Raw genomic sequence first — 13,766 nt, forward strand, 5'->3', positions numbered from 1 at the left:
GGGAAGAACTCGTACCAGGAGCCGTACAGGGCGCGTTCGCGTTCCACCAGCAACGGCATCGCGTCGGAGGCGGTGACCAGCTCCCGCAGCGGATACCGGGCCAGCACCTGTGTCACCTCCGGGGCCAGCGCCGACGCCAGCCGCCAGGCGGCCGGGCGGTCGCGGTCCCGCAGGGCCGCCACCGCGTCCAGGACGGTCCCGCGCTCCGCCTCCGGCACCCCGGCGGCGGCCCGCTCGTACAGCCGCGCGCCCTCCGCGAGGACCAGTTCGGTGTCCATGCCGGCCGGGATCTTGATCCGGGCGTGCTCGCGCCAGGTGGTGAGCGGGTCCGACCACGCCTCCACCGTGTAGGTCCAGCGGCCCGTATCGCCCGCCGTGACGGTGGCACCCCAGCGGTCGGTGCCCGGGGCGAGTTCCCGCATCGGCGTCCAGGGCCCGGGCCGGCCCGCCGGGTCCCGCAGCACGACGTTCGCGCCCACGGCGTCGTGGCCCTCCCGGAACACGGTCGCCGTGACCTCGAAGGACTCCCCGGTCACGGCCTTGGCGGGCCTGCGGCCGTGTTGCACCACGGGGCGTACGTCGAGGATGGGGATACGGCCCAGGGCGGTGGCCGGTGGTGCTCCGGTGGCGGGCCGTTCTCCCGTGGCGGGCGGTTCCGCGGTGGCGGGCGTGGTCGCCGGGGTGGATCGTTTCTCGGGGGTGGGCGCATGGGCAGGCGTACCGCCCCTCCCGCCCGTCGGCTTCCTTCCTGCTGCCTTGGCCTTGCTGTCGGTCGGGGGTGGTGACGAGTGGTGCCTGGCGGGCATGACCGCTCCTGTCCGCTGCAACGTGGGTGTGGGCGGATGGACATGGGGAGGTGGGTCCTGCGGTGTGCTGTGGTACGCCTGTGGGGTGGATACCGAAGAGCCTTCCCCCTGGGTTCGGGTGGGCAATCCGGCACTGTGTTAACTACTCATGCGTACGTCCGCACACAAGACCGGTTCCCCTTGTTTCCGGGTGCCCGGTGACCGGCGCCTGACGCACCGACACCCCCGGCCGGTACGTCCCCACCGACCGCGCGGTAACCACTACCGTCGAAGGAGACGACGAGACGCACGGCTCCGTGCGGCTCACCCCGCGACGCGTCCCGAGGTGGAATGTGAAGGCGATCCGTCGGTTCACCGTCCGTCCCGTGCTCCCCGACCCCCTGCGGCCACTGAGCGACCTCGCGCGCAATCTGCGCTGGTCCTGGCACGCGGAGACGCGCGATCTGTTCCAGTCCGTCGACCCCGAGGCCTGGGCCGCGGCCGGTGGCGACCCGGTGCGGCTGCTGGGCCGGGTACGCCCGGCCCGGCTGGCCGAACTGGCCGGTGACCGGCGGTTCCTGCGCCGCCTGACCGCCGTCGCCGACGACCTCGACGACTATCTGACCGGTGAACGCTGGTACCAGGCGCAGGCGGACGGCCTGCCCGCCGCCATCGCCTACTTCTCCCCGGAGTTCGGCATCACGGCCGCCCTCCCGCAGTACTCCGGCGGCCTCGGCATCCTGGCCGGCGATCACCTGAAGGCGGCCAGCGACCTCGGCGTCCCCCTGATCGGCGTCGGACTCCTCTACCGGCACGGCTACTTCCGCCAGACCCTCTCCCGGGACGGCTGGCAGCAGGAGCACTACCCGGTGCTCGACCCCAACGAACTGCCGCTCACCCAGCTGAAGGAGCCCGACGGCACCGCCGCGCACGTCCGTCTCGCCCTGCCCGGCGACAAGGAGCTGCGCGCCCGGATCTGGCTGGCACAGGTCGGCCGGGTGCCGCTGCTGCTGCTCGACTCGGACGTGGAGGAGAACGACCTCGGCGAACGCGGGGTCACCGACCGGCTCTACGGCGGCGGCAGCGAACACCGGCTGCTCCAGGAGATGCTGCTCGGGATAGGAGGGGTGCGGGCGGTGCGGACGTACTGCCGGCTCACCGGGCACCCGGTGCCGGAGGTGTTCCACACCAACGAGGGGCACGCCGGGTTCCTCGGCCTGGAACGGATCGCCGAACTCTGCGCGGACGGGCTGGACTTCGACGCCGCCCTGGAGGCGGTGCGGGCCGGCACGGTGTTCACCACGCACACCCCGGTCCCGGCCGGCATCGACCGCTTCGACCGTGACCTGGTCGGCCGGCACTTCGGCCCCGACGCCGAACTGCCCGGCATCGACGTGCGGCGGGTGCTGGAGCTGGGCCGGGAGACCTACCCGGGGGGCGAGCCGAACCTGTTCAACATGGCGGTGATGGGGCTGCGGCTGGCCCAGCGCGCCAACGGGGTCTCGCTGCTGCACGGCCAGGTCAGCCGGGAGATGTTCGCGGGCCTGTGGCCGGGATTCGACGCCGAGGAGGTGCCGATCACCTCGGTGACCAACGGGGTGCACGCCCCGACCTGGGTGGCGCCGGAGGTGCTGCGCATGGCCACCCGGCAGGTCGGCGCCCAGCGGGCCGAGGACGCGCTGAGCGTCGGCGGCTCCGAGCGCTGGGACTCGGTCGCGGACATCCCGGACCAGGACATCTGGGAGCTGCGCCGCACCCTGCGGGAACGGCTGGTGCTGGAGGTACGGGAGCGACTGCGCACGTCGTGGCGGCAACGCGGGGCGGGGGACGCCGAGTTGGGGTGGATCGACGGCGTCCTGGACCCGGACGTGCTCACGATCGGCTTCGCGCGCCGGGTCCCGTCGTACAAGCGGCTGACGCTGATGCTGCGGGACCGCGACCGGCTGACGGAGCTGCTCCTGCACCCCGACCGTCCGGTGCAGATCGTGGTCGCGGGCAAGGCACACCCGGCGGACGACGGCGGCAAGCGGCTGGTGCAGGAGCTGGTCCGGTTCACCGACGACCCACGGGTGCGCCACCGCATCGTCTTCCTCCCCGACTACGGCATGGCGATGGCGCAGCGGCTCTACCCGGGCTGCGACGTCTGGCTGAACAACCCGCTGCGCCCGCTGGAGGCGTGCGGTACGTCGGGCATGAAGGCGGCCCTGAACGGCTGCCTGAACCTCTCGGTGCTGGACGGCTGGTGGGACGAGTGGTTCCAGCCGGACTTCGGCTGGGCCATCCCGACGGCGGACGGCGCCGGCACCGACCCGGACCACCGTGACGACATCGAAGCGGCCGCCCTGTACGACCTCCTGGAACAGCGGATCACGCCCCGCTTCTACGAACGCGGACGCGCGGGCCTGCCCGACCGCTGGATCCAGATGGTCCGCCGGACCCTCTCCCTGCTCGGCCCGAAGGTGCTGGCCGGCCGGATGGTCCGCGAGTACGTGGACCGCCTCTACGCCCCCGCCGCCCGGGCCCACCGCGCGCTGACCCCGGACACCGCCCGGGACCTGGCCGGCTGGAAGGCCCGGGTGCGGGCCGCCTGGCCCGGGGTGAGCGTGGACCACGTGGAGACGACGGCGACCACGCCCACGGCGGAACTGGGGGCGACGGTGGGCCTGCGGGTCCGGGTGGCCCTCGGCGAGCTGGCCCCCGACGACGTGGAGGTCCAGGCGGTGTCGGGCCGGGTGGACGAACAGGACCGCATCACGGACGCCACGGTCGTCCCGCTGAAGCCGGCCGGCACCGCCGACCTGGAGGGCCGCGTGCTCTACGAGGGGCCCCTGTCCCTGGACCGCACCGGCCCCTACGGCTACACGGTCCGCATCCTCCCCACCCACCCCCTCCTGGCCTCCCCCGCGGAGACGGGCCTGATGACGATCCCGTCGGAGGAGGTGGTGGAGGGAGCGGGGGTGGTGCTGCGGTGAGCTGCGACGGGGCACGCGGGCGCCGGACCGGCGGGGATCGCGCGGCTCACGCCGTCAGCGGCCGGATCACGGTTCCGGCTGGTCTTCGCACAGGTGCTTGAGGACTGTGCCGCAGCGGCGGGCGTAGGCGTGCTGGAGGCCCCTGGTGGCCGGACCGCCCGCCTTCGCGTACCACTTGGCCGGCCTGCTGAAGGCGGACACCGTGAGCCAGACCGTGCCGTCGCCGGTGCGGTCGACCACGAAGGCCTCCTCGCCGCACTCGGGGTGGCCCTCGAGGGTGCCGTAGGCCCAGCCGGCGCGGCGGGTCTCCTCGGTGGTCCATATGATCCGGCAGGGTGCCTTGACGACACCGGCCAGGGTGACCGTGACGTCGACACCGGGGGCCGCGCGGTCGGCGGTGGCGTCGATGCCGACGCCCAGCGCGCGGTGCATCTCCCAGGTCAGGACCGCCTCGGCGGCCCGCCGGAACACCGCGTGGCCCTCGCCGAGGCGGGTGCGCACGAACAGGGGACGGAAGCCGGGCGGGCAGAAGGAGGGGTCGTCGCGGGTCACGCCGACCGGCTCGTAGGTGAAGGGCGCCGAGGACATGGGTCACAAGAGTAGGGCGGCACCCGGGACGCGCTGGTCCCGGGTGCCGCCCCGCTGTGCCGGTCGGGCAGGTGCTAGTTGACGTTGACGGCGGCCCAGGCCGCCGCGACCGCCTTGTACTCGGTGCTGGTGGAGCCGTACAGCGCGGACGCCGCGTTCAGGGTCGCCGTGCGGGCGGCCTTGTAGTTGGTCGTCGACGTCATGTACGTGGTCAGCGCCTTGTACCAGATCTGCAGCGCCTTGGCGCGGCCGATGCCGGTGACGGCGGCGCCGTTGTACGTCGGCGAGTTGTAGGTGACGCCGTTGATCGTCTTCGAACCGCTGCCCTCCGCGAGGAGGTAGAAGAAGTGGTTCGCGACGCCGGACGAGTAGTGGACGTCCTTGTTGCCGACCGTGGAGGACCAGTAGTCCGCCGAGCCGCCGTCCTTGCTGGGCTTGTCCATGTAGCGCAGCGGGGTGCCGTCGCCGTTGATGTCGATCTTCTCGCCGATGAGGTAGTCACCGGGGTCGGACGCGTTGTTGGCGAAGAACTCCACGCCCGTGCCGAAGATGTCGCTGGTGGCCTCGTTCAGGCCGCCGGACTCACCCGAGTAGTTGAGGCCCGCGGTGTTCGAGGTGACGCCGTGGCTCATCTCGTGGCCGGCCACGTCCAGCGAGGTCAGCGGGTCGGCGTTGCCCGAGCCGTCGCCGTACGTCATGCAGAAGCAGCTGTCGTCCCAGAACGCGTTGACGTACGCGTTGCCGTAGTGCACGCGGGAGTAGGCGCCGACACCGTTGTTCTTGATGCCGTTGCGGCCGAAGGTGCTCTTGTAGAAGTCCCACGTCACGCCCGCGCCGTAGGCGGCGTCGGCGGCCGCCGTCTGGTCCGAGGAGGAGGTGGAGGCGGTGCCGGTGCCGAAGACGTTGGTCGAGCTGGCGACCAGGGTGCCGGTGCCGGACGTCTTGCGGGCCAGGTTGTAGGTCTTGTGGCTGCCCCGCGCGCTGTCGGTGAGCTGGTACGTCGAGCCCGACTGCACGGAGTTGAGGGTGACCGTGCCGGAGTACAGCGTCTTGCCGGTCGCGTTCTCGATGCCCTGGTACTCGAAGAGCTTCTTGCCGGTGGCCGCGTCGGTGATGACGTGCAGCTGGTTCGGGGTGCCGTCGTCCTGGAAGCCGCCGACGACCGTCTCGTAGGCGAGGACGGGCTTGCCGGAGCCGGCCCAGATCACCTTGCGGGCGCCGTCCGCGGTGGTCTTGGCGGAGCCGAGCGTCTTGGCGGCGGACACCGCCTGCTGTTCGGCCTTGGCGGCGGTGACCCGCGGCGTGAGCGTGGCCGGCTTCAGGGCCGCCGGGTTGGCCTTGGTGACGCCCTGGGTCTTGCCGGACGCGGCCGTGTGGACGATCAGGTCGCCGCCGAGCACCGGCAGGCCCGCGTAGGTGCGCTCGTAGCGGGTGTGCAGGGTGCCGTCGGCGTCCTTGACCACGTCCTTGGCGACCAGCTTCTCCTGGGCGCCGAGGCCTATGTGCCGCGCGGTGTCGGCCGCGTCGGTCTGGGCCTGCTGGATCAGGGAGGTGCGGGCCGCGGCGGACAGCGCGGTCGGGGCGGCGGCCAGGGGCTTGGCGGCGGCTCCGGTCGGGGTCTGCGCGCTCGCACTGGTGGTCAGACCGGTGGAGAGCAGGGCTCCGGCGGCGACAGCGGTGGCGATGGCCAGCGTGGTGCGCTTGTGACGCGCGTAGAGGGGGCTCACGAAAGCTCCTTCTCGTGGGGGAGACCGGGCAGTGTGGGGTTACTGGCCGGCATGTGTGGCGTTGTGAAGTTGCTGTGCTGCTGCGGCGGGTGGAGAGAGAGTGACATCAAGGGCGCGTACATGTCAGGACCCTGAAGTGATGTTGGCCGAAAATCGACCAACCGATGAACGTTTCGGCGGTGTTAACCGGCGCCGCCCGAGGGGGTCCGACCCCCGGGCAGCGCCGTCAACTCGGGTCTGGAGGCTTACGGCTTACGGGAAGGTCAGCTTCCAGCCGTTGATCGTTCCCGTGTCGTAGGTGGCTTGATCCTGTACCCGCAGCTTCCAGGTGCCGTTGGCCGATTCCGCCGCCGCGTTGACCGTGTAGGTCTCGTTGACGCCGTCGCCCGAGTCCGAGGAGCTGTAGTCCTTCAGCCGGTAGGCGGTGCCCGACGGGCCGACGAGATCGATCACCAGGTCACCCCGCCAGGTGTGCGAGATGTCCACGCTCACCTGGAGGTTGCCCGGCGCGTTCCCGGTCCGGCCGGAGACGGCGATGTCCGAGGTGACCGCCGGACCGTCGTCCGGGATCGACACCGGCGTGCTGCTCTCGTACGAGGTGCCGCCGCCCCCGCCACCGCCGCCGGAGCGGGCCCCGACCCCGACGCCCGCCCAGGCGTCCTGCACCGCCTTGTACTCGGCGCTGGTGGTGCCGTACAGCTCGCCGGCCGCCGCGAGGGTGCCGGTGCGGGCGCCCGCGTAGTTGGTGGTGGACGTCCACTTGGTGCTCAGCGCCCGGTACCAGATCTGCAGCGCCTTGTCCCGGCCGATGCCGGTGACCGGAAGGCCGTCCGCGGTCGGCGAGTTGTAGCTGACGCCGTTGACGACCTTGGCGCCGCTGCCCTCGCTCAGCAGGTAGAAGAAGTGGTTCGCGGGGCCGGACGAGTAGTGCACGTCCACGCCGCCGATGCCCGAGTACCAGTTGTCCTTGGACGCGCCGTCCTTGCTCGGCTTGTCCATGTAGCGCAGCGGGGTGCCGTTGCCGTTGATGTCGATCTTCTCGCCGACCAGGTAGTCCCCGACGTCGGTTGTGTTGTTCGCGTAGAACTCCACGCCCGCGGCCATGATGTCGCTGGTGGCCTCGTTCAGACCGCCGGACTCACCGCTGTAGTTGAGGTTCGCGGTGGCCGAGGTGACGCCGTGACTCATCTCGTGGCCGGCGACGTCGATCGAGGTCAGCGGCTTGGTGTTGCCGGAGCCGTCGCCGTAGGTCATGCAGAAGCAGCTGTCGGTCCAGAACGCGTTGACGTACGCGTTGCCGTAGTGGACCCGGGAGTAGGCGCCGACGCCGTTGTTCTTGATGCCGGTACGGCCGAAGGTGGTCTTGTAGAAGTCCCAGGTGAGCGCGGCGCCGTAGTGGGCGTCCGCGCCCGCGGTGGCCGCGTTGGAGCTGGTGCCGTTGCCCCAGGTGTCCGAGGACTGCGAGAACAGCGTGCCGGTGCCGGAGGTGCCGCGGTTGAGGTTGTACGTCTTGTGGCCGCCGCGCGCCCCGTCGGTGAGGGTGTACGTGGTGCCCGACTGGGTCGTGGTCAGCGTGACCTGCCCGCTGTACTGGGTGTTGCCCACGCCGTTCTTGACGCCCTGGTACTCGTAGAGCTTCGCGCCGGTGGCCGCGTCGCTGATGACGTGCAGCTCGTTCGGGGTGCCGTCCTCCTGGAGCCCGCCGACCACCGTCTCGTACGCCAGCACCGGCTTGCCGGTCGCGGCCCAGATCACCTGGCGGACGCTGTCCGCGGCCGGCTTCGTCCCGCCGAGCGCCTTCGCCCGCCCCACGGCCTGCCGCTCGGCGGCCGCCTTCGGCACCGCCGGGGTGAGGCCGGCGACCTTCAGCGTGGCGTTGGTGGCCCGCACCACCTCCATGGTCTTGCCGGCGGAGTCCGTCGCCACGACCAGGTCACCGCCGAGCACCGGCAGGCCCGCGTAGGTGCGCTCGTACCGGGTGTGCAGGGTGCCGTCGGCGTCCTTGACCACGTCCTTGACGACCAGCTTCTCCTGGTCGCCCAGGCCGAGCCGGCGGGCGGTGGCGGCCCGGTCCGCGTCGGCGTTCCGGATCAGTTCGGCGCGCTGCGAGGGGGTCAGCTTGACCGCCGTGTGCGCCGGGTTCGCCTGGCCCGGCCGCGGTGCCTGCGGGGCCGCGGTGGCGGCACCGGCCTGGACGGCGGCGGCGATCAGGGCGGCGACGCCGGCGAGGGCGACGGAGGCGGTGCGGCGGTGCGCCGTGCGGCGTCGTGCTGTGTGGGAGGTGCGTCCGCGAGAGGAACTGCTTCTCAACACTGACTCCTTCTGCGAGACCGCGGGTCGCGCGGCCGGGGGAGACCGGACGGTGGGTTGGGGCGTCCGGGCAGAACAGGGCGTTACGCGGAACCAGGTGCGGGTGCTCGGCCGGCCCACGCGCGTACGGGTGGGCTGTGGGGTCGCTGTGAGTCGGCCTGGGAAGAGTGGCAGGAGATCTCACTGCCTGTCAGGAGCGCATCACAAACTTGGCCGGAAATGGTTCGTTGACCGGATGTTCATGTTCGGTATGCGAACTGTTGGGGTGCGGTGTTCCGCGGACGACGGCCTTCTGCGCCCCGGCCCCGGGGCCGTTGTCCCGGTGAGGTACGGCCAAAACTCGATGGGCCTCGCCGGTGGCGGTCCGTACGCTCGCGATGATGTCCACGACACGTACCACCGCCGACCGTTCCGCCGTACGCACCCTGCTGCGCCTGTGGCCGTACGTCCGTCCCGTGCGCGCCCGGCTGTTCACCGCGGCGGCCGTCGCGGTCGTCGCCTCCTGCACCGGGCTGGTGATCCCGCTCGTTCTGAAGTGGCTGGTGGACGGGCCGGTCGCCGGCCACGACCCGGCCGGTGTGTGGCTCGGCGCGCTCTACCTGCTGCTGCTCGGCATCGCCGAGGCGGTCCTGTTCGGTATCCGGCGCTGGCTGGTGGCCCGGCCGCTGTCCCGTGTCGAGGCGGAGATGCGGGCGGGTCTGTACCGCCGGCTGCAACGTCTGCCGGTGGCCTTCCACGACCGCTGGGCGTCCGGCCAGCTGCTCTCGCGCGGCACCACCGACCTGATGCTGCTGCGCATGTTCCTCGCCTTCCCGCTGACCTTCCTGCTGGTCAACGGGGTGACGATCCTGGTCGGCGTGATCATCATGCTGGTGCAGGACTGGATGCTGGGCCTGGTCATCCTCGGTCCGGCCGTCCCCGTGATGTGGACCTGCGCGGTCTTCGAACGGCGGTACGCGCGGGTGGCCCGGCGCGCCCAGGACCAGGTCGGGGACCTGACCACGGTGGTCGAGGAGAGCGTGCTCGGCATCCGCGTCGTCAAGGGCTTCGGCCGGCACCGCAGCCAGGCGCGCGCCTTCCGGGAACTCGCCGGCCGGCTGCGGGGCACGGAACTGCGCAAGGCGCGGCTGCTCGCCACCATCTGGGGCGTCATCGTGGCGCTGCCCGAGCTGGCCATCGGGGCGGCCCTGGTCCTCGGCGCGGTCCGCGTCGCCGACGGCGAACTGACCGCGGGCACGCTGGTCGCCTTCCTCAGCACGGCGCTCGCGCTGCGCTGGCCCGTCGACTCCATCGGCTTCCTGCTGGCCATGACCCAGGAGGCGGCGACGGCCACGGAACGCTACTTCGAGGTGATGGACGAGGCACCGGAGGACGCGGCGGAGGGGAGCGGCGAGGGCACGGCACCGGGGGCCGTAGGGGTGAGCGGGGCCGCGACCGCCTCCGGATCCCTCCCGGTGCCCCGGGCCGAGGTACGGGCCGGGGCCGGGGCCGGGATCCGGTTCGAGGGGGTGCGGTTCCGGTATCCCGACGCGCCCCCCGGCTCCCCGCCCCTCCTCGACGGCGTCGACCTGCACATACGGGCCGGGGAGTCCATGGCCCTCGTCGGCGCCACCGGCAGTGGGAAGACCACGCTCACCGCCCTCGTCCCGCGCCTGTACGAGGTCACCTCCGGCCGGATCACGCTGAACGGCGTGGACATCGCGGAGATCCCCCGCGAGGAGCTGCGCTCCAGGGTCGCCGTGGCCTTCGAGGAACCCACCCTGTTCTCGGCGAGCGTCGGCGAGAACGTGCTCATGGGCGCCCCGGACGGGGCCGGGAAACCCGAACTGGACCGGGCCCTCGCCATCGCCCGCGCCGACTTCGCGCACGCGCTGCCGCAGGGCACCGACACCCGCGTGGGCGAGCAGGGACTCAGCCTGTCCGGCGGCCAGCGCCAGCGGCTCGCGCTGGCCCGCGCGGTGGTCGGCCGGCCGGAGTTCCTCGTGCTGGACGACCCGCTGTCCGCCCTGGACGTGCACACCGAGGCCGCCGTGGAGGCCGCGCTGCGGCAGGTCCTCGCCGACACCACCGCGCTGATCGTCGCCCACCGCCCGTCCACGGTGCTGCTCGCCGACCGGGTCGCCCTGCTCTCGGGCGGCCGGATCGCGGCCGTCGGCACCCACCGGCAACTGCTGCGCGACAACGCCGAGTACGCCCATCTGATGTCCGGGCGACGGGAGGAGTCCCGATGACCACCACGTCCGCTTCCACCCCCGCCGTCGCCGACGACGACCCCGACCGCTCCCGGGACGTGGACGGAAGCGGCGGCGCGGGCGGCAAGGACGACGCCTTCGACCGGGACGTCCTGCCCACCCCGCCCGGCGCCACCGCCGCCCTGCTGCGTTCGCTGCTCGCGCCCATGAAGGCCCGGGTCGCGCTCACCACCCTCCTGCTGCTGCTCCAGCAGGCGGCGGTGCAGGCGGGGCCGCTGCTGGTGGCGTACGCCATCGACACCGCCGTACCGGCGTTCCGGAACGACCGTGACGGCCCGCTGATCGCGGTCGCCGCCGGCTATCTGCTGTGCGCCCTCGCCTCGGGGGCTTTGCAGTTCGCGTTCATCCAGGTCTCCGCGCGGGTCAGCCAGGACGTGCTGCTGGACCTCAGGGGCCGGATCTTCCGGCACGCGCAGGCGCTCGGCATCGACTTCCACGAGCGGTACACCTCGGGCCGGCTGATCTCCCGGGCCACCACGGACGTGGAGTCGCTGCGCGAACTCCTCGACGAGGGGCTCCAGGAACTGGTGACCGTCATCCTGTCCTTCATCTCCGTCTCGGCCCTGCTGCTCTGGCTGGACCTCGGCCTCGGCGCGGTCGCGGTGGCGTCCTTCGGGCCGCTGTACCTGCTCGTCCGGCTCTACCGGCGGCGCGCCGGGCGGGTGTACGGCGCCAAGTCCACGGCGATGGCGGCGGTGATCGTGAAGTTCACGGAGACGATGAACGGCATCCGCCCGGTGCGCGCCTTCCGCCGGGAGACCGCGAACGACGCCGAGTTCGCGATCCTGAACGCCCGGCACGAGCGCACGAACGGGGACGCGCTGCTGGAGATGGCCCGCTATGTGGTCGGCTCCCGGCTGGTGGCCAACACGGCGGTCGCGGCGATCGTGCTGTGGGGCGCCCACCGGGTGGCCGCCGGCTCGCTGGAGCTGGGTGTGCTGGCGGCGGCGGTGCTGTATCTGCGCCGGCTGTACGACCCGATCGACCGGCTCGGTATGTTCCTGAACTCCTACCAGTCGGCCGCCGCGTCCCTGGAGAAGATCGCCGGGCTGCTGGCCCAGGAGCCGACCGTGCCCGAACCGGACGTGCCGCGCCGACTCCCGTCTACCCAACGCGACTTCCCGGGGCGTGAGGTGGTGTTCGACGGGGTCCGGTTCGGCTACCGCACCGGCGGCGAGGTGCTGCCCCGCTTCGACCTCACCCTGCCCGCCGGACAGACGGTCGCCGTCGTCGGCTCCACCGGCGCGGGCAAGTCCACGCTGGCCAAGCTGCTCGCCCGGTTCTACGACCCCTCCGCCGGGCGGGTGCTGCTGGACGGCGTGGACCTGCGCGAGCTGTCCACGGCCGAACTGCGGCGCGGGGTGGTGATGGTGACTCAGGAGGCGTTCCTGTTCTCCGGCACGGTCGCCGACAACATCGCCCTCGGCCGGCCCGACGCCGGCCGGGAGGAGATCGAGCGGGCGGCGAAGGCCATCGGCGCGCACGAGTTCATCAGCGCGCTGCCCGACGGCTACGACACCGACGTCCGCAAGCGCGGCGGCCGCATCTCCGCCGGGCAGCGCCAGCTGGTCGCCTTCGCGCGGGCGTTGCTCGCCGACCCGGCGGTGCTGATCCTGGACGAGGCGACCAGTTCGCTGGACGTGCCGGGGGAGCGGGCGGTGCAGCGGGCGATGGCGACGGTGCTGCGGGGCCGTACCGCCGTGGTCATCGCCCACCGGCTGTCCACCGTGGAGATCGCGGACCGGGTCCTGGTGATGGAGGGCGGCCGGATCGTCGAGGACGGCGCCCCGGACGAACTCATCGCGGGCACGGGCCGGTTCGCGGACCTCCACCGGGCGTGGCGGGACAGCCTGGCCTGACCGGCCGGCACGGGGACGGACGCGGGCCTTTCACGACCGACGGCCCGCTTCGAATTTCAGGTGCGCCGAGTCGATTTCGCAAGGTGAGATACGTCACATGCTTTCTGCGTGCACCGATCTTGAAGATCGACTTCGTTCCATGGTCGCCTAATGCTGCGCTGACGGAGTGCCGATACCCGGTCACTCGCGGTTAGCCGTCCCAGAGCTGGTCGACCGGCGGAAATGCCGTCGGTCATTTCTGCGAAAGGGAGAGGTTCATGTCCGACAACACCGCTGCGGTTCTGTCCGCCATCGACAGCGACAAGGCCCTGCGCTCGGCTGTCATCCGGCACCTCGCCACGACCCACGCCAACGAGTTCGTCAGCCCGCTGCGCGCCGAGTTCCGCGGCAACGACGACATCGCCCTGGCGTCGGTCAACTCCAACAAGGAGTGGCAGGAGTAACACCAGGTCCGGCCGGGTCCCGACCGGGGTCCGGCCGGTTGCTCCGTAGGACACCCTCGACCGAACGGCGGTAACTCCTTGCGCACCCTTTCCCCCGGCGTGACGCAGAGACTCCTGTTGCGCGACGACAGAGAAGCCCGCACAGAGTTGCTGCTCCGCCTGCTGTACTCGAAAAGCTCCGCGGACCTGGTCGCCGACGCACTGAAGGACCCTTCCGGGAAAGTGTGCGAAACGACGCTGTCCGTTCTCGCGACCGTCGATTTCCATGCGCTCTCGGTGGAGCGAGCGGCTCGTCTGCGTAATTTGAAGCGCCATCTGCAACGCACCTGCCCGCCTCTGTGGGAGTGCCTCGACAAGGAGACCATCACTCCGCTCGTCGACGCCTACGCGGATTCCGACGCTTTCTGGCAGAGCGCCGGCCGCACCCTTTTCGAGAACTTCTGCCTGTTCGCCCACGAGGCGGTGGCGGAACGGTCCCGGCTGCTTGCCGACGTCTTCCATCTGTTCGGCCTCGTGAGCCGCTTCTCCGCCCCCGAACTGATCGCGCCCCCCGAGGACGTCTGCGCCTGCACCACCGGCATCCCCGGCGAAGGCATGGACCTGACGAAGGCCGCCTTCTCCCCCTGGGACGACGGCGGCCTGGTCCCCCCGGACGTCCCGGGCGCCCTCCAGGCCGAGTCGTTCCCCTCGGCATGGCGCCTGGTGGACGACCGCGGAAGGCTGCCGCGATCCCTGGAACCCGACGCCCTCGGCGAACCCGGCGAGTATCAGATCGTGGTCGCCGCCTTCCCCGGCCGCAAGGTCTCCGCCGCGGCCCTTCCGCTCTGAAG

General features: G+C 71.8%; 9 protein-coding genes. 5 read left to right on the forward strand and 4 right to left on the reverse strand.

The genetic code is table 11. The features are described from left to right. Positions 1-806: maltotransferase domain-containing protein (locus IE251_RS33070; protein WP_189756633.1), on the reverse strand; the 806-nt coding region annotated here is incomplete at its 3' end. Between the two features lie 332 nt (positions 807-1,138). On the opposite strand from IE251_RS33070, the gene IE251_RS33075 reads away from it, so the two are divergent. Next, on the forward strand, positions 1,139-3,757 hold the full coding sequence (locus tag IE251_RS33075) for a glycosyltransferase family 1 protein (protein ID WP_189756634.1): 2,619 nt from the start codon (positions 1,139-1,141) through the stop codon (positions 3,755-3,757). 66 nt (positions 3,758-3,823) lie between these two features. Here the strand turns inward: IE251_RS33075 and IE251_RS33080 are convergent, their stop codons facing one another. From IE251_RS33080 to IE251_RS33090, 3 genes are all read right to left on the reverse strand, one after another. After that, complete coding sequence (locus IE251_RS33080) at positions 3,824-4,345, reverse strand: DUF1990 domain-containing protein (protein ID WP_189756635.1); 522 nt, start codon at positions 4,343-4,345, stop codon at positions 3,824-3,826. Positions 4,346-4,419: 74 nt separating this feature from the next. Beyond that, positions 4,420-6,072 (reverse strand): M4 family metallopeptidase, encoded by a 1,653-nt coding sequence (locus IE251_RS33085; RefSeq protein ID WP_189756636.1) that lies wholly within the window; start codon positions 6,070-6,072, stop codon positions 4,420-4,422. Positions 6,073-6,324: 252 nt separating this feature from the next. After that, entirely contained in the window at positions 6,325-8,382 is a 2,058-nt protein-coding gene (locus IE251_RS33090; RefSeq protein ID WP_189756637.1) for a M4 family metallopeptidase, read from the reverse strand. A gap of 380 nt (positions 8,383-8,762) precedes the next feature. Between IE251_RS33090 and IE251_RS33095 the strand changes: the two genes are divergently transcribed. The 4 genes from IE251_RS33095 (at position 8,763) to IE251_RS33110 (ending at position 13,764) form a co-directional block, all read left to right on the forward strand. Further along, positions 8,763-10,613 carry an ABC transporter ATP-binding protein gene (locus tag IE251_RS33095; RefSeq protein ID WP_189756638.1) on the forward strand — a complete coding sequence of 617 codons (1,851 nt, stop codon included), beginning with the start codon at positions 8,763-8,765 and terminating at the stop codon, positions 10,611-10,613. Then, positions 10,610-12,493, forward strand: coding sequence for an ABC transporter ATP-binding protein (locus IE251_RS33100; RefSeq protein ID WP_189756639.1), 1,884 nt, complete (start codon positions 10,610-10,612; stop codon positions 12,491-12,493). Before IE251_RS33095 ends, IE251_RS33100 begins: the two co-directional genes overlap by 4 nt. 257 nt (positions 12,494-12,750) lie before the next feature. Continuing rightward, on the forward strand, positions 12,751-12,936 hold the full coding sequence (locus IE251_RS33105) for a hypothetical protein (protein ID WP_030791666.1): 186 nt from the start codon (positions 12,751-12,753) through the stop codon (positions 12,934-12,936). Positions 12,937-13,014: 78 nt separating this feature from the next. Continuing rightward, positions 13,015-13,764: a hypothetical protein gene (locus IE251_RS33110; protein ID WP_189756640.1), complete on the forward strand. Its 750-nt coding sequence runs from the start codon at positions 13,015-13,017 to the stop codon at positions 13,762-13,764. Positions 13,765-13,766 lie beyond the last annotated feature (2 nt).

Source organism: Streptomyces eurythermus (genome assembly GCF_014649115.1).
GTDB lineage: Bacteria > Actinomycetota > Actinomycetes > Streptomycetales > Streptomycetaceae > Streptomyces > Streptomyces eurythermus.